A 24527-nucleotide genomic window follows, 5' to 3' on the forward strand; every position below is an offset into this window, starting at 1 on the left:
CCGGTGCGGGGCGGGGGGGGGGGTGGGGGCGGGCTTGCTCGGGTAGCCCCGCCCCCGGCGCCCCCCGGGGCCAATATTCCACCGCGGTGTCCTAGGCGGCCCCCCCCCCCCCCCACGTCCGTCTCCTGGTCAGCTCAGCGGGACGTCGAAGACCGTCTTCCGGTGGCTGAAGGCCTCCAGGGAGTAGCGGCCGTGGTAGTTGCCCATGCCGCTCTCCCCGACGCCGCCGAACGGCAGGGCCGGCACCGTCAGGTGGTAGATCGGCAGGCCGAAGTTGACGGCGCCGGAGGAGGTCTCGGCGATGAGCCGGGACTTCGTGGTGTCGTTCCCGGTGAAGGCGTACAGGGCCAGGGGCTTGTCGCGGTCGTTGATGAAGTCGATGGCCTCGGTGAGGTCGGCGACCGTGAGGATCGGCAGGACCGGCCCGAAGATCTCCTCCTGCATCACCGGCTCGTCGGCCCGGACGTCGAGCAGCACGGTCGGGGCGATGTACTTCTCGGCGCGGTCGCTCTGTCCGCCGATCACCGTGCGACCGGAGTCGAGCAGCTTCCGCAGCCGGTCGAAGTGCCGCTCATTGACGATGCGCCCGTAGCTGCCGGAGGCCCGGGGGTCGTCGCCGTACAGGTCCTGGACGGCCTGGGCGAGGGCGACGGTCAGCGACTGGGCGGTCTCGGGGTCGGTGAGGACGTAGTCGGGGGCGACGCAGGTCTGCCCGGCATTGCTGAACTTGGTGGCCGCGATGCGCGCGGCGACCGTGGCGATGTCGGCGTCCCGGTCCACGAACACCGGCGACTTTCCGCCCAGTTCGAGGGTGACGGGCGTCAGGTGCTCGGCGGCCGCGCGCATCACGATCCGGCCCACGGCGCCGTTGCCGGTGTAGAAGACGTGGTCGAAGTCCTGGGCGAGCAGCGACGTCGTCTGTGCGACGCCGCCCTCGACCAGCGCGACGGCATCGGGGTCGAGGTAGTCGGGGACGAGCCGGGCCAGCAGCGCGGACGTCTGCTCGGCGAGCTCGGAGGGCTTGACGACCACCGCGTTGCCGGCCGCGAGCGCTCCGGCGACGGGGGTCAGCAGCAGGTAGATCGGGTAGTTCCAGGCCGACAGGACCAGGGCGACACCGAGGGGGTCGAACTCGGTGTGGGCCGTCGTCCCCTCGGGCAGATGGGGGGCCGCGATCTCGGCGGGCTGCGGTGCGAGCCACCCCTCCAGGTTCTCCAGGTAGTCGTCGATCTCCAGGACCGTCAGGTCGATCTCCGCGCGGTCGACCTCGTCCGCGTTCTTGCGCAGGTCGGCCCACAGGGCTTCGGCGATCGCCTTCCGGTTGTCGGTCAGCAGCGCGCGCAGCCGGGTCAGTTGCTCGCGGCGCCAGGCCAGGGGCTTGGTGCGGCCGCTGCGGTGGGTCGCGCGCAGTCGTGCGACCAGGTTGGCCGCCTCGGTCTCGGTCAACGCGGGGTACGTCATGGTCACGTGGGTCTCTCGTTTCGTGAAGCGGGCCCGGGCGCCGGCCGGGCACCGGAATCGCACAGGGCAGGAGGGAATCGATGGACGCTCACCGGAGGCCGGCCCGCCCGCGGGCGGGCCGGCCTCCGGTGAGGCGGGCGTTGCCTCTCGTGGGGCAGTCCCTAGTTCGCCTGCCACCACCGGGTGATGACGTCGGCGTAGTCGTCGGCGTTCTCCTCCCAGGCGAAGTGGCCGGCGTCGATGATGTCGAGCCTGCTGTTGGGCAGGTGCCTGTGGAGGTACTCGGCGTTCTCCGGCGGCACGACCGCGTCGTTGCGCCCGGCGAGGATCTGGACCGGCGTCTCCAGGGCGGGCAGCAGTTCGCGCAGGACCGGCAGTTCGGCCGGGTAGGCGCGGACGTAGGGCAGCTGGTCGACGAAACGCTGACCGACGTAGGAGGCGAGGTAGTCCTCCCGCACCACGTCCGGCAGTTCGTAGCCGTTGATGGTCTGCATCGCGACGGTGACGGCCGCTTTGGGGCCCATGGCCCGGTACGGGGCCAGGTCCTCGGCCAGCACCCAGTCCTTCAGCGGGTTTCCCAGCGCCAGGGGGACGGCCGTCCCGCCGGTGCCCACGACCAGGGTCCGGAACCGGCCGGGGTGCCGTGCGGCGGCGAACAAGGACGCGGCCGTACCGATGTCCGGGCCCACGACGTGCGGGCTCACCAGTCCGAACTCGTCGGCGATCCGGACGATGAACTCGCCCATCGCCGTGGGCGAGAGCAGGTCGGCACGGAGCTCCGACTGCCCGAACCCGGGCAGGTCCACCGCGATCAGGCGCGCGTGCCGGGCCAGCTTCGACCAGGTCGCGTCGTACGAGTAGAGGCTCTCCGGCCAAGGGCTCAGCAGCAGGGCCTCGCGCTCGTGCGGCTCGTCGCTCTCGGCGTACCTGACCGACAGTCCGTCGATCGTGCGGAACCTGGGCTTGATCTCGGTCATCGCGTTGGCCCTCTCTGTTGTGTTCGCGAGGTCGACAGAACTAAGATGACCGGTCATATTCGTCTTGTCAACTCAGCCGCCGACGCAGCCATGGCCGGATCCGCACAAAGGGCAGGGGCGAGCAGAACGAAAGATGCTATTAACTAATACATATGTCGCTTGAGGCGAGGCCTCGGGCGCCCCACCGAGGCGGATCGCCCCCCGCCGCCACCCCTGGAGACCGAGGCCCCCATGAACGCCACGTCCGCCACTCCCCCCGCCGAGCTGCGCGGCAGCACGGCCGACCGTCCGACCCGGCCGACCCCGCCGGAGAAGTCACCCGTCCGGGCCTGGCTGCAGCCGTCGCTGATCGCGCTGATCGTCGTCGCCGCCTTCATCGGCTGCTACGTGGGCATCGCCCGCGCCGCGAAACCCCACCGACTCCCGGTCGCCGTCGTCGACAGCCGGCTGTCCGCGCAGATCCAGCAGGCCCTGGGCGACGGCGTCGCGGTGCACACCGAGACCGACTCCGCCGCAGCCGACCACGCCCTCAGGCACCGGGACGTCGTCGCGGTCCTGACCCCGCTCGGGGCGAACGGCCTGCACCTGGAGGTGGCCGGGGCGAACGGCCTGTCGACGACCACCGCCGTGGAGAACCTGATCTCCGCCTACGCCCACGGCGCGGACAAGGCGGTGACCGTGCACGACGGCGTGCCCCTCACCCGCTACGACAGCCGAGGCCTGGCCGGCTTCTACGTCGCCTTCGGGGTGACGCTGTCCGGGTTCGTCCTGGCACAGAACATCCTGGGACTGTCCAGGACCCTGCACCTGCGGCACCGGTTCGCGGTGATGACCGCGTTCGCCGCGGCAGCAGGCGTCGTCGGCGCCGCCCTCGCGGGCCCGGTCCTGGGAGCGGTGCCCGCGCCGCTCCTCCCCCTGACGGCCGCCCTGGCCCTGCTGGCCGGCGCGGCCGCCTTCACCACCAAGCTCCTCGGCACCTTCTTCGGCTCGGTGGGCATCCCCATCTCCACCCTGCTGCTGCTCACCGTCGGCAACTCCACGAGCGGCGCCTCGATCGGGGCAGACCTGCTCCCCAGCGCCGCGCGTGCCCTGTCGGGCATCCTGCCACCGGGAGCGGCCGTACGCGCGATCACCGACCTGAGCTACTTCAACGGCGCCCACGCCACCGTCCCGCTACTCACCCTCGCCGCCTGGGCCGTCGGCCCCGCCCTGCTGACATGGGCCCGCTCCGCACGCCAGAAGTAAGAACCAACATGACTGCACATGTTTCCAGCGCGACCTCGCTCGGATGCCTCGGGCGCTCGGTTGACAAAACGACCGGTCATATTCAATTCTGAACGGGCCGGACACCCGCAGGACGAAGGGACACGCTCATGACCATCTCCCCCAACCCCCCGACCGGCGCGTTCCGCGCGGTCCAGGTCACCGCGCCGGGAGCGGCTCCGGTGCTGGTCGAGGTCGCCCGGCCGGAGCCGGGGCCGGGCACGGTGCGCATCACGGTGGAGGCGTGCGGTGTGTGCCACTCCGACCTGCTCATCGCGAGCGGCAAGCTTCCCGGCAGCACCTTCCCGATCACACCGGGCCACGAGATCGCCGGCCGCATCGACGCGCTCGGCGACGGCGTGGAGGGCCGGCAGGTCGGCGACCGGGTCGCGGTGGGCTGGTACGGCGGCAGCTGCGGGCACTGCGACGCGTGCCGGTCGGGCGACGCCGTGCACTGCCCCCGGCTCGCGATTCCCGGTGTCGCCTACCGGGGCGGATACGCCGACTCCGTCATCGTCCCCGCGATCGCCCTGGCGGCCGTCCCGGACGAGCTCACCGCTGCCGAGGCGGCCCCACTGGCCTGCGCGGGCGTGACCGTCTTCAACGCCCTGCGCCGCTCCGCCGCACGTCCGGGCGACACCGTCGCCGTCCTCGGACTCGGCGGCCTGGGCCACCTGGGCGTGCAGTTCGCCCAGAAGATGGGCTTCCACACCGTCGCGATCGCCCGCGGCCCGGAGAAGAAGGCGCTCGCGCTCGAACTCGGCGCCGCCCACTACATCGACAGCACCGCGGGTGACGTCGCCGAAGCGCTGCGGCAGCTCGGCGGCGCGAAGGTCGTCCTGGCCACCGCCACCGACGCGAACGCCCTGTCCGCGACCGTCGACGGACTCGGCCGCCGCGGCGAGCTCGTCGTCATCGGCATCGGGTCCGAGCCCCTGCAACTGACCGCCCTGCAACTCCTGAGGGGCGACCGGAAGGTCTACGCCCACTCCTCGGGCACCGCGGTCGACACCCAGGACACGCTGCGCTTCGCGGCCCGCACGGGAGTGCGGGCCTGGATCGAGGAGGTACCGCTGGAGGACACTGCTCAGGCAGTGGCGAAGATGACCTCGGGCCGAGCGCGGTTCCGCATGGTCGTCACCACCGGCCGCTGAACGGCTTTCATCATCCGGTGCCCGACGCGAAGGAGTTGTGATGCAGGTAGCAGTGGTCACGTTCGACGGGTTCAACGAGCTCGACAGCTTCATCGCCTCGGCCCTGATCAACCGGTGCCGCAAGAACGGCCTGGAGGCCTTCATCACGACGCCGACGCCGACGGTCACCTCCATGAACGGCGTGGAGGTGACCGGGCAGCGCCCGATCGAGTTCGCGGCCGAGGCCGACGTCGTGCTGATCGGCAGCGGCATCAGGACCCGCGACGTGGTCGCGGACGACCGGCTGATCTCGATGCTGCCGCTCGACCCGGCGCGGCAGCTGATCGGCTCGCAGTGTTCCGGCGCACTGGTCCTGGCCCGCCTCGGTCTCCTGGCCGGCATGCCGGCCTGCACCGACCGCACCAGCCGCCCCTTCGTCGAGGCCGCCGGCCTCACCGTGCTGGACGCGCCGTTCCACGCCGAGGGCAACGTCGCCACCGCCGGCGGCTGCCTCGCCTCCCAGTACCTCGCCACCTGGGTCATCACCCGCGCCCTCGGCGAGGACGCCGCCCGCGCTGTCCTCGACTACGTCGCCCCCGTCGGCGAGAACCAGGAAACCGTCGAACGCGCCCTGCACGCCATCCGCACCGGCCGGCCCGCCCTCCGCTGACCTCCTCCTCGTCAACGACCTTTCACCCTAGGCATCATGACGGCCCGTCGGTTCGCCGACGGGCCGTTCCCTCGTCCGGTCGAGCCGATGCCTCGCGGGTCCGGCTGTCGCGCCGGACCCGCGAGGCATCAGGTCGACCGCTCTGCTACCGCAACTTGCGGAAGGCGGTGCGCAGTTCCTGCGCCAGGATCAACGGCTGTTCCCAGGCGGCGAAGTGGCCGCCGCGATCCACCTCGTTCCAGTGGACGATGTTGCCGTACGTCCGCTCGCCCCAGCTGCGCGGCGCGGGGTAGATCTCGCCGGGGAAGACGGTGACCGCCACCGGGAGGTCCGGGATCGGGACGGCGTTGAACGGGCCGCCGCCGGCCTGGTGGCCCTCCCAGTAAAGCCGCGAGGACGAAGCCCCGGTGTTGGTCAGCCAGTACAGCGAGATGGCGTCGAGCATCTCGTCGTACGTGAGGACCTTCTCCGGCTCGCCGCCCGAGTCGGTCCACTCCGCGAACTTGTCGTAGTAGTAGGCGGCCATGCCGACCGGTGAGTCGTGCAGGGCGTAGGCGAGCGTCTGCGGGCTCTCGTTCATCATGGCCGCGTAGCCGAAGCCGTCGCGGTAGAAGTGCAGCAGGCGGTTGTACGCCCTCGACTCACTCGCCGACAGACCCGCCGGGGCGGGGTCGGAGTTCAGCAGGTGGCGGAGGATGTCCGGCGGGACGGTGCCGGGCATGTTGACGTGGATGCCCAGCAGTCCGGCGGGCCGCTCGGTGGCGAGGATCTCGGAGACGATCGCGCCCCAGTCGCCGCCCTGGGAGACGTAGCGCCGGTAGCCCAGGCGCTGCATGAGGGTGTGGAACGCGTGCGCCGCGCGCGCCGGGTTCCAGCCGGCCTTCGTCGGCTTGCCAGAGAAGCCGTAGCCGGGCAGCGTCGGCAGGACGAGGTGGAAGGCGTCCTCGGCCCGCCCACCGTGCGCCGTGGGATTGACCAGCGGGTCGATGACCTTGAGCAGCTCGATGACGGAGCCGGGCCAGCCGTGCGTCATGAGCATCGGCAGGGCGTCGGCGTGCGGCGAGCGGATGTGGGCGAACTGGATGTCCAGGCCGTCGAGTTCGGTGATGAACTGCGGCAGGGCGTTGAGCCGTCGCTCGACCTTGCGCCAGTCGTACCCGCTGCCCCAGTACTCGACCAGCGGTCGGAGCCTCGCCAGTTGGGCGCCCTGGGAGCGGTCGGACACGGTCTCCTCGTCCGGCCAGCGGGTCATCCGGATGCGCTGCCGCAGCTGCTGGAGGTCCTGGTCCGCGACCTTGATGGGGAACGGCCGCACTCCCGCGACCTCCGGCACCGGGGCGTACCCGCCCTGCCCATCAGAGGCGTGCGCCGTGCCGGGCACCGCGAGCTGGGAGGCGGCCACCGCACCTGCCGCCAAACCCAGGAACCGGCGGCGGCCCGTGCCGCCGCCGTCGGAATGCGCAGTCGTCACCATCGTGAATCCTCTTCTCGTGGACAGCGAGGAATCCTCAATATGACCGGTCGTCTTAGCCTTGTCAAGGCTGCGCCAGGGCGGCGATCGACACTCCTGCCCGAGTCACCCACACGCGCAGCGCCTCGGTCCCGTTGGAGACCGAGGCGCTGTCCGGCTACAGCGGTGAGCCATCGCGATCGTCGTGCCCCGCACCCCACCGAGCCGACCACTCCTGCCGAACTCGGCACCAGCGCGGATGCCGGTGGCGTCAGGAGAGCCAGTCGGCGTAGCGGGTGGGGGCGAGGTGGGCGTCGGGGTCGGTGAGGACATCGCCCTTGACGACGCCGAACATGCCGGCGGTGGGGTCGGTGACGACGGCGCGGTGGTCGCCCTGGGCGGCCAGGGTGATCCGACCGAGCTCGTCCAGGGGGAAGACCTCGGGGCCGGCGATGTTGCGGATGCCGTTGAGCGGAGTTCCTGCGGCGACCTCGGCCACCGCGGCGGCCACGTCCTTGGCGGCGATCGGCTGGATCGGCGTGGCGGGCAGCCGCACGGTGCTGTCGTCGGCGGTCCAGGACATGACCGCGTCGACGAACTCCATGAACTGCGTCGCCCGGACGATCGAGTACGGGAGCCCGCCGGCGGCGAGGAGGTCCTCCTGGAGCGCCTTGGCGCGGTAGTAGTCCAGCTCCGGCACCTGGTCCGTGCCGACGATCGAGAGGATGACGACGTGACCGACGCGGCCCTTGCGGGCCGCGGCCAGCAGGTTGTCCATGGAGGTCCGGAAGAAGGCCGGGGAGGCTTCGTCGAAGGTCGGGGAGTTCGTCAGGTTGACGACGACGTCGGCCCCCGCCACTGCCTCGTCCAACCCCTGCCCGCTGATGACGTCGACTCCGCTGGACTGCGAGTGCGGCACTGCTTCGTGACCGGCGGCGTTCAGGTTCTTGACCACCTGCGACCCGATGAGTCCGGTTCCACCGATGACTGCGATCTTCATGACACATGCCCTTCGTGGGGGTCGGATGCGGGATCCGGCCGGTGAACGGTTACGCGGGGAAGGAGAGGGAGACACCTCCCTGATCGGTCGAGGAGGGGCAGCGTCACAGGCCGTCGACGAACGTGACCGTCTCGTCGAGCGGCGCCCGGCCCGTACGGGCGCCGCCTGCGGCGAGGTCCTCGTAGCCGAGCGACACGGCGCAGAAGAGGATGAGCTCGTCCGGGGGCTTCAGGACCTCCGCGACGGTTTCGCGGTACTCCGACCATGCCATCTGCGCGCAGCTGTGCAGCCCTTCGGCGCGCAGCAGCAGCATGACGGTCTGCAGGTAGATGCCGATGTCGGCCCACTGGGGCCGGCCCATGGCGCGGTCGATGTAGCAGAACAGGGCGGCGGGCGCGCCGAAGCAGTTCCAGTTCTCGGTGGCGGCCCGCCGGCGCGCCTCCCAGTCCTCGCGCGCGATGCCGAGTGCGCCGTAGCGCACCTTGCCGAAGGCGGACCGGCGCTCGCGATAGGGGGACTTCAGCTCGGACGGGTACATCTCGTACTCCCGCTCGTCCCAGGGCTCACCGGCGGCCAACCGCTCTCCGGCGCGCCTCTTGATCTCGGCCAACGGCTCGCCGGTCACCGCATAGGTGTGCCACGGCTGGATGTTCGAACCGGACGGCGCCCAGGCCGCGGCCGACAGCACGCGCTCCAGCGTCTCCCTCGGAACCGGGCGGTCGGTGAACCCGCGCACCGCCCGCCGACTGGTGACCGCCTCGTACACGTCCATGATCGCTTGCCTCCGTCCATTCAAGGGGGCCTTCGTTCACGGTCGATAGTATCACTCGATACCGTCTCTGGTGAAACCATCCCGCGCGCCAAATCTCCGACCTTGCCGGGTTCACCGCGGAAGCCACAGAAGTCGGAGAAGCCGCGAAGACTGCGAGGGCGCGGAAGCCGCGCAGTGGGACGTGGCGGCTACCGCGCCTCGTCGCCCCCGGGGTGGGCGATCCGGGTCAGCAGGCCCATCAACTTCTCGGCCTCGCCGGGCCCCAACTCGGCGACCAGGCGCTCGGCCGCCGGCTCCGCCGCCACGTGGGCGGCGTCGAAGAGCTCCAGCCCCTGGGACGTGATCTCCACCGCCCGCACCCGCCGATCCCCCGCAACGGCCTTGCGCACGGCCAGGCCCTTGCGCTCCAGGTCGTCCACGATGCGCATGATCCCGGCCTTGTCCGACCCCGTCGCCGCCACCAGGTCCCGCTGCACCGTGGGCCCGTGATTGACCAGCTCGATCAGCACCGCGAAATGCCGCAACTCGATGCCGAGCGGCCGCAGCACCTCCCCGAGCCCTGCGGCGGCACGCCAGTGCGCCCGGCGCAGCAGCAGGCCGAGAGCGAAGGGCGAGTGGTCCCCGGGGAGGTCGGTCGCGCGCGAGGCGGCGGTGGTGCGACGAGGAGCATCGGCGGCCATAAAACCAGACTACTTCACCCGATACGGTATCGATTGAAACCAAACGGGCTTGCGAAATGCCGCCATCGTCAACCGTCCGGAGAAACGCCGGGACCGCGTCTGCCGATCAGCCGCCCGGTCGGGGAGCCCGCAGGTGTCGACGCCGTGCCAGTTCGTCGTCGTCGACCAGAGTGAGCATGGGTTGACCCGGCGCACACATCATGGTGACGAGAAAGCGGCTCGGGGAGTCCGACCGGTTGTTCCCGTCCTGGTAGTGGATGACGTCGCCGCCCGGCTCCCAGAACGTCTCCCCGGCCTTGATCACCCGCTCGGGCTCGCCTTCCAGCTCGAAGAGCATCTCGCCCTCCAGCACGTAGCCGAACGCCGGTCCCGAATGCCGGTGCGGAGGGGTGCCGGGGTCACCGGGAGGAAACTCGACAAGGACGGTCATCGCCTCCGCCCCCTCCGGGACGGACGGCGGTGTCACCGACTGCAGCATGGTGAGCGCCGTCTTCCACGCTTCCGAACGCGGTCGGCTCCCAGCGCTGCCCGCTGCCGGCTCGTCCTTCGACACGGTGAGGCCTCCAGTGGTGGGCCGGCCGGTTCAGTCCGCGGTGTCGCCGCGGAGGCCGGATTTCGATCCCGTAACCGACTTGAACACAAGTGTTCCCGCCCGGCCTCCGTCCCTAGGCTGATGGGAGGCATGTCGCCGTCGCGAGAGGGCTCCGGAGGTCCACATGGACAGCACAAGCGTCGGCACGGTTCCGCTCGCGGCCGGCGGACTGCCGCTGTTCGGACACCTGCTCGGGCTCGTGCGGGGGCGGGCGGTGTTCCTGCAAGGGCTGCGGACGGGTGGCGACATCGTCGAGATGAGACTCGGGCGGCGGTCGTTCTACGTGCTCAACGCCCCGGAGGTCATCCACGAGGCGCTGGTCGCCCAGAGCGGGAAGTTCAGCAAGGGCATGCTGTTCAACCGCGTCCGTCCGTACATGGGGAACGGCCTGGCGACCTCCGACGGGCCTTTCCACCTCCGGCAGCGGCGCGCCCTGCAACCCGCGTTCCACCGGGAACGGGTCGCCCGGTACGCCGAGACCTTCGCCGACGTCGCCGGGCAGCGGGTGGGCCGCTGGCAGACCGGGCCGACCATCGCGATGGAACGGGAGATGCGCGAACTCGCCGTCGCGATGATGCTGCCGGCCCTCTTCCCGTCCGCCGACGGGTCCGCGACCGGGCGGGCCGTCGAGGACCTGGGCACGCAGGTCGGCGAGGCCCTCGGGATCCTCGTGCGCGGCATGCTGCGAGCCACCGTCCTGCCGCCGGCGCTGGCCGAACTGCCGACCCCGGGACGGCGGGAGTTCCTGGCCTCGGCGGCGTCGCTGCGCCGACTGGCGGAGGCCGCGGTACGCGAGGCCCGCAGCGACCCGGCGCACGACGGCGTCCTCGCGCTGATGCTCGCGCACGAGGATGGGATGTCGGACGAAGAGGCGTGCGACGAGCTCCTCACCCTCCTGGTCGCCGGGGTCGAGACCACGGGCACCACCCTGGCCTGGGCCCTGCACGCGCTCGCCCGCGACCCGCAGGCCGCCGACCGGATGCACGACGAGGCACGGGCCGCCGGACCGGGCCCCGCCACTCCCGCCGCCCTTCCGTACACCACCCGGTTCGTCCAGGAGGTGCTGCGCCTGCACCAGCCGCTGTGGTTCATGGGGCGGCGCGCCCTGGAGACCGTGCGGATCGGGCGGTACGAGATCCCGGAGGGTGCCGAGGTGGTCTACAGCGCCGCAACCCTTCACCGCGACCCCGCCTGCTTCCCCGACCCGTTGCGCTTCGACCCCGACCGGTGGCTCGCCAGGCCGGAGAAGGGCCTGCCGCAGGGCGCCTACCTGCCCTTCGGGGCCGGCAACCGCAAGTGCATCGGCGACGGCTTCGCCTGGGCGGAGATGCTCGCGGCACTCGCCGCCGTCTCCACCCGCTGGCACCTGCACCCCGCGCCGGGCCACCGGGTCCGGGCAGTCGCCGACGCCCAGATCCGTCCCGACGCCCTGCCGATGTCGGTCACCCCGCGCTGAGCGGGAGGCAACGGTGCTGGAATTCCATCTGGACGAGATCGGACTGTTCGACGCCGCACGGTCGGCGGACGCCCGCCTGGACGGACTGGCCCGGTTCGTCCCTCGGACGGCCTGGCCGACGGGCGAGGCGCCGGCCGGACTGCCCGGCAGAGCCACGGAGTCGGACCTGGCGAAACTGCCGGCCGTCGAGGACGAGTGCCGCCGCAGCCGGCTCGACCTGCTCGACGCCACCGACGAGGCGTACCGGCACAGCGCACGGGGACGGGCGTTCGCCGACTGGCTGGCCGGGGCGAAGCCCGCGGAGCTGATCTGCACCCGCAAGGGCGACACGTCGCTCGACGACGTCCACCGGTACATCGTCCGGGACGCCGTGCAGTGGCTCACCCTGTGGTCGGCAGGCTACCGGCGCGACCCGCTGTGGCACGCGATCGCCAAGGCCGTGGCGCTGCTGGCCGTCCTGGACGACATCGTCGTCCCGCCGCAGGACGTGGCGAGCGGAGCGCACCGGATCGGGGGCGAGAGCCTGGCCGAGGTCCTGGAGCGGGTGCACGCGCTCGGCGGGGACCGGGACGGGCGCTGGCTCGCCGAGGCCCACCGGGAGACGCTGTTCAGCGCGCGGATCCAGTTCCACGAGAAGTGGTCCGCCGCCGGACCCGGCCTGGCACCACCGGCCCGCTTCGACGCGATCCAGGCGTACGTCCGGGAACCGGACATCCTCCGCGCGAGCATCCTCCGGACGTACGCGGCCGAGACCTTGCCCGTCATGGCACTGCTCGCCTAATACTTCCGTCTCCCCTTCGACGAGTGCGACCGTGCTGCCTTCCTCGCCGCCGGGGTGGCACAGACCCTCGGGATGGACATCTCCAAGGACCAGTACGGCATCGGTGTGAAAGAGGTGACCAACTTCGGCGTCCGGCCCGGTCGGCCCGAACCGGAGAACGCCCGGCACCGCACCGCGATCTACCGCGTCTTCCTACGGCTGACCGCCCACCTGCACAATGCCGCCGACCTCGCCGGCGTCCTCTACGACCGCTACTCCCGGGTCTCGCTCTCCTACGCCAGACTCGTCGACCGCTACCTCGAACGCCGCCGGATGATCCGCCTTCCCATGAACGACACGCTGGCCTCGGTCGTCGACGAGGTCATCGCCGGCGATCGACTGACCGCACGCCCAGGAGACGCGGAACCTCCCTCCGCGGGCGCGGGCGGGTGAGCGCGAGGAGCGGGCCGGGCGCGGGGCGCTACCGCAGGTGGTGGGCGGTCCAGCCGGTGGTGTCGTAGTCGGACATGCAACTGGCGACGAGGTCGCACAGCTCGTCGTGGAGGCCGCTGTCGAGGGCCTGCCGGTAGGTCTCGATGCGGGTGACGTCGGGCGCCGCGGCCCAGAGGCGTTCGTACAGTTCGTGACGGCCGGCGAATTCGCTGCCGACGCTGTCCCAGACGAGCTTCATCAGTTTGACGCGCTGTTCGGCGTCGATGCCGTGCGCGCCGCGCAGGTAGGTGTCCAGGTAGGGGCGCAGTTCGGGAGTCGCGAAGTCGCCGGCGTGCGAGTTGAGGGTGATGAGCGCGCCGGCGAGCTGGTCCTCGATGAGGTGGCGGACGCGGCGGTACGCGGTCGGGGCCAGGACGCGGTGGGCGGTGGCGGAGTTCAGGTGCGGGTTGAGGTGGCCGCTCTTCCAGGGTTCGGCCGCCTCGATCATGGCGGTGACCAGGGCATGGACGGTGTGCCGCCAGGCGAGGGCTTCGCCGACGGCGATCTGGACGCCGCGGTGCGCATCGCTGCCGGTGGTGCGGACGGCGCTGAGCAGGAGTCCGCACAGGAAGTCGAGTTTGACGGCGAGTCGGGTGGCGCCGTGGAAGACGAACCGGGGCATGAAGCCGCTGTGGTGGATGAAGCTGTTGGCGCGTTCCAGGTCGCGGTGGACGAGCACGTTCGACCAGGGGATGAGTGCGCGGTCGAAGACCACGATGGCGTCGTTCTCGTCGAAGCGGCCGGCGAGCGGGTAGTCGAACGGGCTGCCCGCCCGAGTGGCCCGGTATTCGTAGCTGGCGCGGCAGATGAGTGTGAGGCCGGGGGTGTCCATGGGGGCGATGAAGGTGGTGGCCTGCGCCGGGTCGGTCAGCGGCGGGCCGCCGTGTCCGATGAAGACGTGGTGGGTGAGCGCGGCGCCGGTGGCGGCTGCCTTCGCGCCGCTGACGACGATCCCGGCGTCGGTCTCGTCCACGACGCGCACGCTGACGGCGGCGGACTGCTCGGCGGAGACGTGCCGGCCCGTCGGCGGGCCGGCCAGGGCGTGCCCGAGGAACAGGACGCGGTCCTGGGCCCGCCGGTACCAGGTGAGGGCGTTGTCGGCGAAGGGGCCGTAGAAGCCGGGGTCGGCGCCGAGGGTGGCGAGGAAGGACGCCTTGTAGTCCGGGGTGCGTCCCATCCAGCCGTAGGTCGTCCGCTGCCAGGCGGCGATGGCGTCGCGGGCCGCCCGCAGGTCCGCGACGGTCCCGGGTGCGCGGAAGAACGGGTGGGTGAAGGTGCCGTGCGGAGTGTCGGTGGGGGTGGTGAGCACGGCCCGGTGCCGCGGGTCGTGCAGGGCGTCGTAGAGATGGGCGATGGTCCGGGCGGTGGTGCGGAAGGCGGGGTGGGTGGTGATGTCCCGGACGCGCTCGCCGTAGATCCACACTTCGCGGCCGTCGCGGAGACTCTCCAGGTACTCCTCGCCGGTCAGCGGCCGTTCGCCGGCGCGTCGGGTCGCGGCGGGTGGCCGGACGACCGCATCGGGCATCGGGTTCTCCTGTCGGTCCGTCACGAGGTGTCGTTCATCCCGCCATGGCACTGATGCCGCCGTCGATCACGAAGTCCGCGCCGTTGATGTAGGCGGCGTCGTCGGAGGCCAGGAACACCGCGAGCCTGGCGACCTCCTCGGGGCGGCCGGGCCGGCCCGCCGGAATGGCCTTCAGCAGGGCGGGGACGCCGCCGTCGGGGTCGTCGATGTGCGGCGCGGTGGCCGGGGTGCGGATCAGGCCGGGGCTGATCGAGTTGACGCGGACTCCGTGCGCGCCGCCCGCGCCGCACAGGTGGCGGGTCAGCGCGAGCACGCCGCCCTTCGCCGCGCCGTGGGCGCCCTGTTGGACGAAGAGCGCGCCGCGCGAGCCGGAGATGGACGCGATGTTGAGGACCGTTCCGCCGTGCCGGGTGAGGTGCGGCCAGGCGGCGGAGGTGCAGTGGTACACCAGGTCGAGTTCGTTGCTGATGGTGTAGCGCCAGTCCTCGGAGGTGAGCCGGTCGAAGGGCGCGTTGCGCATCGCGGAGGCGTTGTTGCACAGGACGTCGAAGCCGCCGTACTTGCACAGCGCGAACTCCACCCAGGCCTCGGCCCCGGCCCGGAGCGAGAGGTCGACAGGCGCGAGCGAGACCATCTCGCCGCCGGCCTCCTCGACCAGGCGGACGGTTTCGTCGGCCGCCTCGGTGCCGCGCCCGCAGCCGACCACCCGGGCCCCCTCCCGGGCGAACTCCACTGCCGCGGCCCGGCCGATGCCGGAGCTGGTGCCGCTGATCAGGACGGTCTTGCCTTCGAGTCGGCCCATCGACGTCTCCTCACGGTGCTGGTACGGGGGGCTGCGGGCGCAGCGCGGCGAGGAATGCGGCGGTCTGCTCGGGCGTGGCGATGCTCCGCCACATCGCGGGCGGGTTGTCGAAGTTGGCGGCGAACGCCTTCGCGACGGCCGGGTCGGCGTCGGCGGCCCGGAGGAGTTCCAGGATCTGCGGGGTCGGCGGCCGCAGGAAGGCGTTGGTCCACTGCACGACGGCGTCCGTGTGCGGACGCAGTCGCCGCTCCACGCGGCGGCAGAAGGCCTCGTCGTAGGGCGGCCCGTCGGCGATCGCCTCGGCGAGCTCCAGGGCGCAGTACGAGCCCAGGTTGGCGCCTTGCGAGGTGATGGGGTCGTTGACGATCCAGGCGTCGCCGAGCGCGAGCGCGTGCCGTCCGTCGGGCAGGGCGCACCAGGCGCGGCGTACAACGGGGACGATGCCGCCCCGCATCAGGTCGATCGGCCGGGTGAGGGCGAACGCCCGGTCGTCGACGCGTTCGCGCAGCTCGGGCACGTACTGGTGGAGCGCGGCGAGCACCGCACGCCGGAAGGCTGCCGGGTCGGCGTCGGGCGCCGGCCGGCAGAGGGGTTCGAGCGGGCCGCCGGGGACGGCCTCGAAGCCGAGCGTGTCGACCCGCCCGTCCATGCCGTGGAAGGGCAGTCGCACGATCTCGCCGATGCCCGGCAGCACGTGGAACTCGATGCCGTGCGGGACGGCTTCGCCGATACCCCGGTACAGCCCGCCGCACAGCAGCCGCGGCGGGGTGCGGAACGGGGAGCGTCCAGGGTCGCGGGCGAAGAGTCCGCCGGCCGCGCGGCTGTCGGCGACCACCACCAGGTCGTGCCGCCGGGCCGCGCCGGAGGCCGTCCGCGCGGTGAGGTCGGTGACGACGTGTCGGCCGCCGCGCCGGACGTACTCCTCGACCAGGGTCGGCAGGTAGATCCGGAAGTCGACCATGCTGTAGGCGGGGTGCGGGTCGGCGCGGAAGGTCAGCGGTCGCGGCGCGTGCACGGTCACGGTGCGGGCGGTGGCCAGGGTGTCGGGCTCGTGCCAGAAGTCGACACCGAGCAGGGCCTCGTGCTGCCTGGTCCGGCCGGACCGGGCGACGAAGTTGAGCGCCCGGGCGTGGCGGAGGTCCGGCGGCGCGGTGCGGCCGAACAGGGTGGTGTCGGTGCCGAGTTGCTGAAGGCGCAAGGCGAGGTGGACGCCCGAGATGCCGTCGCCGACGATGGCGATCCTCACGGGCGCTCCTCCCGGTCCGTCGCGTCGGCGAGCCGCTTGCCGACCTCGCTGCGGTCGATCGTGTCGACCATGCTGATCCTCCCGATCGTGATGCCGAGTTCCCGCAGGCAGTCGGTGGTGCGCCGGGCGACGAGCGCGGGGTCGGCCGGTGCGGCGACCAGCAGTTCGACCTGTTCGCCGCGCAGCCGGTCGGCGACGGGTCGACAGGCGAGGTCGGTGCCCGGGAGGGCGGCTCGCAGCCGTTCCTCCAGGAGGTCGAGGTCGATCCGGCGGCCGTTCACCTTGATCAGCCGGTGGCGGCGCCCGCGGAACAGGAAACGGCGGTCGTCGAGGTGCTCGACGTAGTCGTCGGTGGTCCAGCTCTCCATCGGCCGGCCTTCCGCGGTCAGCGCGAGCCGGGGGCCGCTCACACTCAGTGGCCGCTCGCCGACCGGGCCGGGCCCGGCGGGGTCGTCGGCGAACCGGACGTCCGGCATCAGGGTCCAGGCGCCCGGGTCGGGCGACCACTCCCGGTGGGCGATCAACGCGGTCTCGGTGGAGCCGAACAGCTCGACCAGGCGCAACCGTTCCGCCCCGAGCGCGGCGGCGAAGTCGTGGGCGGTCGCGGGCAGCGTGGCGGTGCTGTGCAGCACGGTGACGTGGTCGGGCCGGCCCAGCACCGACAGGTCGCGCAGCAGCACCGGGAACGCCCAGGGGATGGCCACGATCAGCCAGCGCTGCGCGTCGACCGGCGGCGCCGGCAGGCCGTAGCGCGGGCAGAAGCAGACCGGGAGGCCGAGCACGGCGGGCAGCAGCGCGGTGGCGAGCAGGCCGTAGAGGTGTGCGGGCGGGGCGAACGAGAGGACGGCCTGCGGGCGGTCGGCGCGAACCAGATCGGCCAGCATCCCGCCCTCGGTCCACAGTTGCCCCCTGGTGCGCCGCCAGGGTGCGCTGGGGCCCGTACTGCCGGAGGTGTGCAGCTCGACCACGGTCGGCACGGCCCGGCGCACGAGTTCCTCGGCGGCTTCGGGCCCGATCCGGTCCCAGCGGGTGACGGACGGTTCTACCGGCCGGTGTCCGAGGGCCCGGGCGAGCAGTTCCTCCGGCGGCAGCTCCCGGTATCCGGACATCACCGACCGCCTCGGGCCGGGCCGACCAGCGCGGCCGCGTAGGTACCGCCCCAGCTGGCGGCGCTCACCAGCGCAGGGCGCGGCCCGTCGGTCGGCTCGGCCCGCAGGTATGGGGCGGCAGCCGGCAGCACGTCCGAGGAAACCGGCAGGCGCGGCGGGGAACCGTCGAGCGCGGCGATCAGCGAGAGCAGCGCGGTGGCCGACTGGCAGTGCCCGGTCGCCCCGGCGAGGGCGGTCAGCCGGGTGCGCTCCGGCGCCAGGAAGGAGCCGATCGCGGCGGCCTCGGCGGTGTCCACGGCCGGTGCGCCCCAACCGCCGCCGTAGACGTCCAGGGCGGTGCCGCGGTCGGGGCCCGACGCACGGCGCAGCGCCGCCGCCCAGGAGTCCGCGCACAGCGGCGCGGACCGGCCGGGCCCCGAGGTGACGGCTTGGCCGAGCAGTTCGCCCAGCGCGGTGGCACGGCGGGCCCGGGCGTGCCCCGGCGCCTCCAGGACGACGGCCGCTGCCCCCGGCGACAGCCGTCCCGGTGCGCCTGAGCTCGTGTACGGCCGGGCGGCGCCGTCACCGAGCAGCCCGTACCGGTGGAAGGCCCGGGCGAGCGTGTCGGTGACCTGGTCTGCGGCCACCACCAGGACGGCGTCCGCCTGGCCCCGGCGGATCAGGTCGGCGGCGTGGCCCAGGGCGATCAGCCCGGAGGCGTCCCCGGTGGAGACGGTGGCCAGCGGTCCGGCCAGGCCGAGTTGCAGGGCCGCGTGGCCTGCGGCCACGCTGGTGACGACGTTCGGTGCCCGTACGGCACTGACGTACGCGGGGCCGTCGCGGCCGACCGTGGCGTTCAGCTGCTCGACCGTCCCGATCGGTCCGGCCGCGGTGGCGAGCACGATACCGACCCGGGTGCCGGACACCAGGCCGGCGTCCTCGAAGGCCATCCGGGCGGCCGCCACGGTCAGGGCCCCGAGGCCGTCGACGCGGGCGCGGTGCCTCGGGTCGACGAACTCCTCGAACTCGCCCGGGCTGCCGGGCTGCCGACCGCTGCGCAGCGCCGCCAGGAAGGCGCCCCGGCCGACGCCGAGGGGCGAGACCACGCCGGCTCCGGTGAACACCGGCGGCGCCTCCTCCCGGCAATCGGGGGCCGGGCCGGCGCTCCGGCCCAGCACCAGGGAGCAGGATGCCCCGCCGAAGGCCAGCGAGTTGGAGAGCGCCACCTCGACCTCGGCCGGGCGCGCCACCGCGGGGACCACGTCCCACGGCGCCGTGCCGTCGGCGTTGGCGGTCGGCGGCAGCAGGCCGTCGCGCAGGGCGAGCGCCGTGAGCACCGCCTCGACCGCGCCGCAGGCGCCCAGGGTGTGGCCCAGCTGGGCCTTCGAGCTGCTCATCGGCGGCGGCTTCGGACCGGTGAACACGGCGCGCATCGCGCTCAGTTCGGCGGTGTCGTTCGCCGGGGTGCCGGTGCCGTGGCCGTTGACGTACCCGACGGCGTCCGGGGTGAGCCCGGTGTGGGCCAGCGCGCCGAGCATCGCCGCCCGCAGGCCCGCGCCGTCGGGCGGCGGGGCGGTGATGTGGTGGGCGTCGCCGGCCAGGCCGTAGCCGAGCACGTACGCGTGGACGGGCGCCCGGCGCGCGCGGGCGGACTCCTCCGACTCCAGGACCAGGAAGGCCACCGCCTCCCCGAGGTTCAGGCCACCGCTGCGCCCGTACGGGGCGCAGGGCGCCGAGTCGATCGCCTTCCAACTGGCGAACGTGGCAATGGTGGTGAGGTTGAGCGCCTCGTAGCCGCCGGCCAGCATGACGGTGGCGCGCCGCTCGGCGACGGCGTCGTAGGCGTGGGCGACGGCGTTCGCGCCGGCGATGCAGCCGGTGGTGAAGACCGCCTTGGGCCCGCGGCTGCCGATCGCCGCACCGAGCCGGTCGGCGCAGGTGTGCGCGGGGTGGGCATCGGACGCCGAGCGGTAGGCGAGCCAGAGCCGTTCCGACTCCGCGTTGGTGCCGAGCGTCAGGCCGATCTCGTACGGGTCTAGCGACGCCGGGTCCAGGTCCGCGTGCCGCAGCGCGTCCCGGCCGGCCTCCTCGATCAGGCGCGCGGCGGCGGGCGCCTCGGGCAGGCGGGCGGCGAGCACGTCCGTCAGGTCCGGGCAGGGGCCGATGGCCGAGTCGCCCTCGCACACGGCCCGCCACACCTGATCGGTGCCGATGCCCAGCCCGGTGGCCAGGAACATGCCGGTGACGGCGACGCGGGCGGCGCTCACCCGCACCCGCCGGTGGTCGCGCGGGGGGCCTCGGCGAGGTATCCCAGGATGGCTTCGACGGTGGCGAGTCGGTGCGGTTCGACTGGGCGCGGCCGCAGGCGCAGGGCCCGCTCCAGCCGGGTGAGCACCTCGAGTTGGGCGAGGCTGTCGTAGATCGCGTCCGGCAGTTCGGCCAACGGCCGGTCGGCGGGCCACTCGTGCAGGGACGTTCCCAGCACGGCGCCGACCGTCTCGCGCACCAGCAGTGCCGGCTCAGGCGTGTCCACGGACACCAGACCTCCTTGCCTGCTCGGGCGGTTCCTCCACGGCCTCGTCGTCCACGGCAGTGAGCAGCGCACCGAGCCTGCCGGACGCGATCAACCCGGCGAGGGCGGCCAGTTCGACGTCGAGCCGCCGGTCCCGGTCGACGAACCCGGCCACGGTGCGCACCAGTTCGTACGCCGTCCGGGTGGCCGGCGCGAGGCGGTCGCTGCCGCGCAGGTCCACCGCCTGGCACGCCGCGGCCAGGGTGATGGCCGCGACGGCCCGGACGAGTTCGACGGTGTGCCAGGCGTCCCGGGCCGCGATGGTGGCCATGCTGACCTTGTCCTGGTTGTGGGACTCGGTGGAACGGGAGAACGCCGTGGCCGGCGTGGTGTTCTTCAGGGCCTCGGCGGCCAGGGCGGAGGAGGCGATCTGCGCGGCCTTGAAACCGTGGTGGAGGCCTGCCTCGTAGTCCGACGCGGCCACCGGGCGGACCAGGTTCGCGGTCAGTCCGTTGTTGCTCTTCTCGTCGACCAGCAGGGCGGTCTGACGGTCCAGCAGGTCGCCGAGGCCGGCCAGGGCGAGTTTGAGGGCGTCCATCGCCTGTCCGACGTGCCCGCCGTAGAAGTTGCCGCCGTGGTGGACCTCGCCGGTTTCGGGGTCGAACAGCGGGTTGTCGTTGCTGGAGTTGATCTCGGTGTCCAGCCAGTCGGCGACCCAGCCCAGGGTGTCGTTCAGCACGCCGGTGACGTGCGGTGCGCAGCGGACGGAGTACCGGTCCTGGAGGCCGGACCGCAGCAACTGGAAGGCGTTCCCGGCCAGTTCCGGGTTGGCCCTGACCCGGTCCTCGTGCCGTACGGCCAGCCGCGAGCCGTGCAACAGCCGGCGCACCCGCGCGGCGCTGCCGTCCTGCCCCCGGTGCGGCTTGTGCCGGTGGAGGAACGGTTCGAACGGCCCGGCGCTCGCCTCCAGCGCCTCGGTCGCGAGCGCCGTGCAGAGGTCCGCGACGGCGGACAGCTCGTGTGCGGCACGGATCGCGACGACGGCGTAACCGGCCATGAAGGACGTGCCGTTGATGAGCGCCAGACCCTCCTTCGGGGCGAGCAGGACCGGTGTCAGACCGGCTTCGCGCAGCGCGTCGGCGGCGGTCCGCACCTCGCCCCGGTGCAGCACTGCGCCGTTGCCGGTCAGCAGGTCGGCCAGGTACGCCAGCGGCACCAGGTCACCGCTGGCCCCCACCGAGCCGCGTTGCGGGATCATCGGCAGGATGTCCGCGCGCAGGCAGTCGGCCAGCAGTTCCACCAGGGCGACCCGGACGCCGGAGTAGCCCCGGGCCAGGCAGTTGGCCCTGATCAGCATGGTGGCCCGGGCCACCTCGACCGGAGCGGGCTCACCGTTTCCGGCCAAGTGACCGGCGATCAGGTTGCGTTGAAGGTCGGCGGCCTTCGCCGGGCCGATGTGCCGCCCGCAGCTGTCACCGAAGCCGGTCGTCACTCCGTACACGGGCCTGCCCGACCCGACGAGATCGTCCTTGACCCGGGCGGACGCCGCCATCCGCCGCTCTGCGGCCTCGTCCAGCCGGATGTCCCATTCGTCCGGTCGGCGGGCGAAGTCCGCCACGTCCTCGACGCTCAGCGAATCCGCGCCGAGCAGCAGCACCGAGCCCAAGGGAGTTCCCCTCCTACTATCCGGCTTCCAGGCAGTCCGATCGTAGGCGAAGGCTCGGAACGACTGAAGACAAGGAGGGGAAAGTAGCCCGCACGAGTGACTTGTCATCAGAACTGCCGCATTCGGTCCGGCCTGCGGTCGTCGCGCCGGGTCACCGGCCGGGCGGGATGCCCTCCGATTCCAGCGGTGGGGCGGGAGGGGGCGGATCGCCGTCGGAGGGCGGCCACCTCGGTGCCGTCGCGGTGCGCCGTTGCCGGTGGCGGTCGAGGCCGCGTCGTCCCGGCAGGACGATCTGGTCGTCGGCGACGAGGACGAAGCGTCGCCCGGGCATCAGCCCGGCCCGGCCTCGGGGGTGGCGACCCGCCGGAGCGTGGCGGTGAGGTGGGTGAGGTCCTGGCCGCCGAAGTGGTCGACGAGGTGTCGCCGCACACTGACCAGGAACGCCGGCCAGGCCTGTTCGAGGCGGGCGAGGCCGGTGTCGGTCAGGGCGGCGTTCCAGCCGCGTCCGTCCCGGGCGCTCTTGGTGCGCTCGACCCAGCCCTGCTTCTCCAACCGGGTGACGACCCGGGTCATCCCGCTGAGGGAGATGCTGCAGGCGGCGGCGAGCTCGCTCATCCGCATCGCCTTCCCCGGCGCCTCGGACAGGTGCATCAGGGGCGTGTACTCGGAGAGCGGGAGCCCGGCTTCGCGCACGATGTCGGCGTCGACCGCGCGCGGCAGGGCCAGCATAACGCGGCTCAGCTCACGCACGAACGCCTCCTCGCTCGGGGTGAGGGGCTGCAACAGCTGCTGGTCGGAGGGCATGGCCCCACCCTAACTCCTTGACGGGTCAAGGAACCTCGAGGGCGCAAACCGATCCCACTCCTCCCCCGGCGCCGACGCACCCCTGCGGATACACCTTCACCCAAGTCCTTGACTCAGCAAGCAGTTTCGCTATGTACTTGTCGCGTCAAGCAGATGCTTGACGCGACAAGTACCCGTCGGACCGCCCGGCACATGAAGCACCGCCGCGCTCCCACGGACCCCACGCCTCCGACCACTCACCCCCCAGGAGTTCACATGACCGCCGACAGGCCCATCGAGGCCACACCCGCCTCAGCCCGCGCGCACAGCCCGGAACCGCACGACGCCCCGTCCGGCGCGCGCCTGTCACCCCGACAGGTGGCCGCCGCCTTCTACGCCGGCTACAACGGGGACCTGGCCGCCGGCTTCGAGCGCTACATCTCGAAGGACCTCGTGCTCCACGGGTTCGACGGACCGAACGAACGCTCGGCCTGGGTCGTGGGCGACCTCGAACTGAAGGCCTCCCTCACCGGCTACCGCCTGGACGTGCTCGACCAGATCGCGGAAGGCGCCAAGGTGGTCACCCGCTGGAGCCTCGGCGGCATCCACACGGGGACGATCCTGGGGATCCCCCCGTCCGGCCGCGAGGTCCACCTCAGCGGCATCTCCATCGACCGCGTCGTGGGCGGGCAGTCCGTCGAACACTGGTCGGAGGGCAACTTCGGCCGGTTCCTCCAGGTGCTCCGCGGCGAGAGCGCCTGACCCGACATCATCAGCGCGGCCCACGCGGGTACCGCACGGGAACCCGTCGACGGCGCCACCAGGAGGCAGCACATGAAGAAGCCCATCGGCCGACGCACTCTGGTCGGCACCGCTCTCGCCGGGGGCACCGCCCTGGCACTCGCGTCCACGACCCCGTCCACGGCCGCCGCGAGCGGCGACGGGACGAAGCGCATCGTCCAGGCGTTCTACGAGAGTTACGCCCTACGGAACCTTCAGTAGGCGGCGTTGGCCCGATCGTTGAACCACGCGGGCAGACTCGGCCACGGCGCCCAGGCCGCGGCCGACAGCACGCGCTCCAGCGTCTCCCTCGGGACAGGACGGTCGGTGAACCCGCGCACCGCCCGCCGGCCCCTGCCACCGCCTCGTACACGTCCATGATCGCCTGCCTCCATCCACTCAACGGAGCCTTCGACACATAGCTAGTATCTCTCGATACCGTATCTAGTGAAACCATCATGGGCGACAAGTCCCCCGCCCTCGATTCCCCGTCTCGGCCATTGCGCGCCAGTCCGCCGTACTCTCCGCGCGCGTGGATCCCATCGGCGAGCCACGGGCGACGGACAAGCCTGCCGTGCAGGTGGCGCGGCGGGCGCGCTGATGACGCGCACCCAGCGACAGGGGAGCCCCGGCCCGCCATCGATCGCCGGGGCCGCGCGCAGCGTCGACGGCCGCAGCGCGCAAGGACGGGGCCGCCGCGGAAGCCGCGTGCACCCAAGCCGCCGACGCAGTCGACAGCGGGGTGCGGGGGCACCTACGCCTGGTCGTCCGCGGGGTGGGCGATCCGGGTCAGCAGGCCCATCAACTTCTCAGCCTCGCCGGGCCCGAGTTCGGCGACCAGGCGCTCGGCCGCCGGCTCCGCCGCCACGTGGGCGGCGTCGAAGAGCTCCAGCCCCTGGGACGTGATCTCCACCGCCCGCACCCGCCGGTCCCCCGCAACGGTCTTGCGCACGGCCAGGCCCTTGCGCTCCAGGTCGTCCACGATGCGCATGATTCCGGCCTTGTCGGACCCCGTCGCCGCCACCAGGTCCCGCTGCACCGTGGGCCCGTGGTTGACCAGCTCGATCAGCACCGCGAAATGCCGCAGCTCGATGCCGAGCGGCCGAAGCGCCTCCCCGAGCCCTGCGGCGGCACGCCAGTGCGCCCGGCGCAGCAGCAGGCCGAGCGCGAAGGGTGAGGGATCCCCGGGGCGGTCGGTCGCGCGCGAGTCGGTGGTACGGCAAGGAGCGTCGGAGGCCATGAAGCCAGACTACTTCACCCGATACGGTATCGTTTGAAACTAAATGAGCAGGTGAGATGCCGCCGCTTCCGGCCGGGCAGCGAAACTGTCTTGTGACAGCGAAGCTTCACCGTTTGTCACCGAAGTTTGATCACCGCTAGGTTCCTGCCATCGAGGTTTGACCGGGTGGGGTTGCTGGC

Annotated in this window: 24 protein-coding genes and 1 pseudogene; 8 read left to right on the forward strand and 17 right to left on the reverse strand. The window is 72.3% G+C overall.

Going from position 1 to position 24527, the window contains the following annotated elements; genetic code table 11:
• Nucleotides 1-129: 129 nt before the first annotated feature.
• Together ACGF0D_RS41255 and ACGF0D_RS41260 are read right to left on the reverse strand one after the other, a co-directional pair.
• Nucleotides 130-1461 carry an aldehyde dehydrogenase family protein gene (locus tag ACGF0D_RS41255; protein WP_392925416.1) on the reverse strand — a complete coding sequence of 444 codons (1332 nt, stop codon included), beginning with the start codon at nt 1459-1461 and terminating at the stop codon, nt 130-132.
• Nucleotides 1462-1622: 161 nt separating this feature from the next.
• A complete protein-coding gene (locus ACGF0D_RS41260) occupies nt 1623-2438 on the reverse strand; it encodes an alpha/beta fold hydrolase (RefSeq protein WP_392925382.1) in 816 nt (271 codons plus the stop codon).
• Nucleotides 2439-2669: 231 nt separating this feature from the next.
• Between ACGF0D_RS41260 and ACGF0D_RS41265 the strand changes: the two genes are divergently transcribed.
• From ACGF0D_RS41265 to ACGF0D_RS41275, 3 genes are all read left to right on the forward strand, one after another.
• Complete coding sequence (locus ACGF0D_RS41265) at nt 2670-3683, forward strand: hypothetical protein (RefSeq protein WP_392925383.1); 1014 nt, start codon at nt 2670-2672, stop codon at nt 3681-3683.
• A gap of 128 nt (nt 3684-3811) precedes the next feature.
• Nucleotides 3812-4855, forward strand: coding sequence for an alcohol dehydrogenase catalytic domain-containing protein (locus tag ACGF0D_RS41270; RefSeq protein WP_392925384.1), 1044 nt, complete (start codon nt 3812-3814; stop codon nt 4853-4855).
• Between the two features lie 40 nt (nt 4856-4895).
• On the forward strand, nt 4896-5504 hold the full coding sequence (locus tag ACGF0D_RS41275; RefSeq protein WP_392925386.1) for a DJ-1/PfpI family protein: 609 nt from the start codon (nt 4896-4898) through the stop codon (nt 5502-5504).
• Between the two features lie 145 nt (nt 5505-5649).
• Here ACGF0D_RS41275 and ACGF0D_RS41280 read toward each other — a convergent pair whose 3' ends face one another.
• From ACGF0D_RS41280 to ACGF0D_RS41300, 5 genes are all read right to left on the reverse strand, one after another.
• A complete protein-coding gene (locus ACGF0D_RS41280) occupies nt 5650-6978 on the reverse strand; it encodes an epoxide hydrolase family protein (RefSeq protein ID WP_392925388.1) in 1329 nt (442 codons plus the stop codon).
• A 247-nt stretch (nt 6979-7225) separates the two neighbouring features.
• On the reverse strand, nt 7226-7954 hold the full coding sequence (locus ACGF0D_RS41285; RefSeq protein ID WP_392925390.1) for an SDR family oxidoreductase: 729 nt from the start codon (nt 7952-7954) through the stop codon (nt 7226-7228).
• A gap of 103 nt (nt 7955-8057) precedes the next feature.
• Entirely contained in the window at nt 8058-8726 is a 669-nt protein-coding gene (locus ACGF0D_RS41290; RefSeq protein ID WP_392925392.1) for a nitroreductase, read from the reverse strand.
• A 188-nt stretch (nt 8727-8914) separates the two neighbouring features.
• Nucleotides 8915-9406 carry a MarR family winged helix-turn-helix transcriptional regulator gene (locus tag ACGF0D_RS41295; RefSeq protein ID WP_392925394.1) on the reverse strand — a complete coding sequence of 164 codons (492 nt, stop codon included), beginning with the start codon at nt 9404-9406 and terminating at the stop codon, nt 8915-8917.
• Nucleotides 9407-9512: 106 nt separating this feature from the next.
• The gene (locus ACGF0D_RS41300) at nt 9513-9884 is read right to left on the reverse strand and encodes a cupin domain-containing protein (RefSeq protein ID WP_362445981.1); all 372 of its coding nucleotides are present in this window, start codon (nt 9882-9884) and stop codon (nt 9513-9515) included.
• Between the two features lie 238 nt (nt 9885-10122).
• Between ACGF0D_RS41300 and ACGF0D_RS41305 the strand changes: the two genes are divergently transcribed.
• The 3 genes from ACGF0D_RS41305 to ACGF0D_RS41315 all read left to right on the forward strand — a co-directional run bounded on the left by ACGF0D_RS41305 (nt 10123) and on the right by ACGF0D_RS41315 (nt 12667).
• Nucleotides 10123-11454: a cytochrome P450 gene (locus ACGF0D_RS41305; RefSeq protein WP_392925395.1), complete on the forward strand. Its 1332-nt coding sequence runs from the start codon at nt 10123-10125 to the stop codon at nt 11452-11454.
• A gap of 13 nt (nt 11455-11467) precedes the next feature.
• The gene (locus ACGF0D_RS41310; RefSeq protein WP_392925397.1) at nt 11468-12235 is read left to right on the forward strand and encodes a hypothetical protein; all 768 of its coding nucleotides are present in this window, start codon (nt 11468-11470) and stop codon (nt 12233-12235) included.
• A gap of 72 nt (nt 12236-12307) precedes the next feature.
• Nucleotides 12308-12667, forward strand: a complete 360-nt coding sequence (locus ACGF0D_RS41315) for a hypothetical protein (RefSeq protein ID WP_392925399.1) — start codon at nt 12308-12310, stop codon at nt 12665-12667.
• A 28-nt stretch (nt 12668-12695) separates the two neighbouring features.
• Here the strand turns inward: ACGF0D_RS41315 and ACGF0D_RS41320 are convergent, their stop codons facing one another.
• The 8 genes from ACGF0D_RS41320 to ACGF0D_RS41355 form a co-directional block, all read right to left on the reverse strand.
• Nucleotides 12696-14231: a 4-hydroxyphenylacetate 3-hydroxylase N-terminal domain-containing protein gene (locus ACGF0D_RS41320; protein WP_392925400.1), complete on the reverse strand. Its 1536-nt coding sequence runs from the start codon at nt 14229-14231 to the stop codon at nt 12696-12698.
• A 34-nt stretch (nt 14232-14265) separates the two neighbouring features.
• Nucleotides 14266-15033, reverse strand: a complete 768-nt coding sequence (locus tag ACGF0D_RS41325; protein ID WP_392925402.1) for an SDR family NAD(P)-dependent oxidoreductase — start codon at nt 15031-15033, stop codon at nt 14266-14268.
• Between the two features lie 10 nt (nt 15034-15043).
• On the reverse strand, nt 15044-16279 hold the full coding sequence (locus ACGF0D_RS41330; RefSeq protein WP_392925404.1) for a styrene monooxygenase/indole monooxygenase family protein: 1236 nt from the start codon (nt 16277-16279) through the stop codon (nt 15044-15046).
• Entirely contained in the window at nt 16276-17388 is a 1113-nt protein-coding gene (locus ACGF0D_RS41335) for a hypothetical protein (protein WP_392925406.1), read from the reverse strand. The genes ACGF0D_RS41330 and ACGF0D_RS41335 overlap by 4 nt, the downstream gene beginning before the upstream one ends.
• A complete protein-coding gene (locus ACGF0D_RS41340) occupies nt 17388-19634 on the reverse strand; it encodes a beta-ketoacyl synthase N-terminal-like domain-containing protein (RefSeq protein WP_392925407.1) in 2247 nt (748 codons plus the stop codon). The genes ACGF0D_RS41335 and ACGF0D_RS41340 overlap by 1 nt, the downstream gene beginning before the upstream one ends.
• Nucleotides 19631-19900, reverse strand: a complete 270-nt coding sequence (locus tag ACGF0D_RS41345; RefSeq protein ID WP_392925409.1) for a hypothetical protein — start codon at nt 19898-19900, stop codon at nt 19631-19633. Before ACGF0D_RS41345 ends, ACGF0D_RS41340 begins: the two co-directional genes overlap by 4 nt.
• Nucleotides 19887-21536, reverse strand: coding sequence for a histidine ammonia-lyase (gene hutH / locus ACGF0D_RS41350; RefSeq protein WP_392925418.1), 1650 nt, complete (start codon nt 21534-21536; stop codon nt 19887-19889). The genes ACGF0D_RS41345 and hutH overlap by 14 nt, the downstream gene beginning before the upstream one ends.
• 339 nt (nt 21537-21875) lie before the next feature.
• Nucleotides 21876-22349: a MarR family winged helix-turn-helix transcriptional regulator gene (locus ACGF0D_RS41355; protein WP_392925410.1), complete on the reverse strand. Its 474-nt coding sequence runs from the start codon at nt 22347-22349 to the stop codon at nt 21876-21878.
• A gap of 255 nt (nt 22350-22604) precedes the next feature.
• Here ACGF0D_RS41355 and ACGF0D_RS41360 point away from each other — a divergent pair, with 255 nt between their 5' ends.
• Both ACGF0D_RS41360 and ACGF0D_RS41365 read left to right on the forward strand, forming a co-directional pair.
• Nucleotides 22605-23090, forward strand: coding sequence for an ester cyclase (locus ACGF0D_RS41360; RefSeq protein ID WP_392925412.1), 486 nt, complete (start codon nt 22605-22607; stop codon nt 23088-23090).
• A gap of 72 nt (nt 23091-23162) precedes the next feature.
• A complete protein-coding gene (locus tag ACGF0D_RS41365) occupies nt 23163-23330 on the forward strand; it encodes a hypothetical protein (protein WP_392925413.1) in 168 nt (55 codons plus the stop codon).
• 44 nt (nt 23331-23374) lie between these two features.
• Here the strand turns inward: ACGF0D_RS41365 and ACGF0D_RS41370 are convergent.
• Nucleotides 23375-23487, reverse strand: a pseudogene (locus ACGF0D_RS41370) (nitroreductase family protein); the annotation flags it as partial.
• Nucleotides 23488-23862: 375 nt separating this feature from the next.
• A complete protein-coding gene (locus tag ACGF0D_RS41375; RefSeq protein ID WP_392925415.1) occupies nt 23863-24348 on the reverse strand; it encodes a MarR family winged helix-turn-helix transcriptional regulator in 486 nt (161 codons plus the stop codon).
• Nucleotides 24349-24527 lie beyond the last annotated feature (179 nt).

Origin of the sequence: Kitasatospora sp. NPDC048298, assembly GCF_043201465.1 — a bacterium.
In the GTDB taxonomy this organism is placed as follows: domain Bacteria; phylum Actinomycetota; class Actinomycetes; order Streptomycetales; family Streptomycetaceae; genus Kitasatospora.

Excerpts from the sequence above, each read along its gene's own strand:
- ACGF0D_RS41280 (WP_392925388.1), bottom strand. The coding sequence starts at position 6,978 with ATGGTGACGACTGCGCATTCCGACGGCGGCGGCACGGGCCGCCGCCGG.
- ACGF0D_RS41285 (WP_392925390.1), bottom strand. The coding sequence starts at position 7,954 with ATGAAGATCGCAGTCATCGGTGGAACCGGACTCATCGGGTCGCAGGTG.
- ACGF0D_RS41265 (WP_392925383.1), top strand. The coding sequence starts at position 2,670 with ATGAACGCCACGTCCGCCACTCCCCCCGCCGAGCTGCGCGGCAGCACG.
- ACGF0D_RS41270 (WP_392925384.1), top strand. The coding sequence starts at position 3,812 with ATGACCATCTCCCCCAACCCCCCGACCGGCGCGTTCCGCGCGGTCCAG.
- ACGF0D_RS41260 (WP_392925382.1), bottom strand. The coding sequence starts at position 2,438 with ATGACCGAGATCAAGCCCAGGTTCCGCACGATCGACGGACTGTCGGTC.
- ACGF0D_RS41375 (WP_392925415.1), bottom strand. The coding sequence starts at position 24,348 with ATGGCCTCCGACGCTCCTTGCCGTACCACCGACTCGCGCGCGACCGAC.
- ACGF0D_RS41355 (WP_392925410.1), bottom strand. The coding sequence starts at position 22,349 with ATGCCCTCCGACCAGCAGCTGTTGCAGCCCCTCACCCCGAGCGAGGAG.
- ACGF0D_RS41315 (WP_392925399.1), top strand. The coding sequence starts at position 12,308 with ATGGACATCTCCAAGGACCAGTACGGCATCGGTGTGAAAGAGGTGACC.
- ACGF0D_RS41275 (WP_392925386.1), top strand. The coding sequence starts at position 4,896 with ATGCAGGTAGCAGTGGTCACGTTCGACGGGTTCAACGAGCTCGACAGC.
- ACGF0D_RS41305 (WP_392925395.1), top strand. The coding sequence starts at position 10,123 with ATGGACAGCACAAGCGTCGGCACGGTTCCGCTCGCGGCCGGCGGACTG.
- ACGF0D_RS41320 (WP_392925400.1), bottom strand. The coding sequence starts at position 14,231 with ATGCCCGATGCGGTCGTCCGGCCACCCGCCGCGACCCGACGCGCCGGC.
- ACGF0D_RS41325 (WP_392925402.1), bottom strand. The coding sequence starts at position 15,033 with ATGGGCCGACTCGAAGGCAAGACCGTCCTGATCAGCGGCACCAGCTCC.
- ACGF0D_RS41365 (WP_392925413.1), top strand. The coding sequence starts at position 23,163 with ATGAAGAAGCCCATCGGCCGACGCACTCTGGTCGGCACCGCTCTCGCC.
- ACGF0D_RS41295 (WP_392925394.1), bottom strand. The coding sequence starts at position 9,406 with ATGGCCGCCGATGCTCCTCGTCGCACCACCGCCGCCTCGCGCGCGACC.
- ACGF0D_RS41255 (WP_392925416.1), bottom strand. The coding sequence starts at position 1,461 with ATGACGTACCCCGCGTTGACCGAGACCGAGGCGGCCAACCTGGTCGCA.
- ACGF0D_RS41335 (WP_392925406.1), bottom strand. The coding sequence starts at position 17,388 with ATGTCCGGATACCGGGAGCTGCCGCCGGAGGAACTGCTCGCCCGGGCC.
- ACGF0D_RS41360 (WP_392925412.1), top strand. The coding sequence starts at position 22,605 with ATGACCGCCGACAGGCCCATCGAGGCCACACCCGCCTCAGCCCGCGCG.
- ACGF0D_RS41290 (WP_392925392.1), bottom strand. The coding sequence starts at position 8,726 with ATGGACGTGTACGAGGCGGTCACCAGTCGGCGGGCGGTGCGCGGGTTC.
- ACGF0D_RS41300 (WP_362445981.1), bottom strand. The coding sequence starts at position 9,884 with ATGCTGCAGTCGGTGACACCGCCGTCCGTCCCGGAGGGGGCGGAGGCG.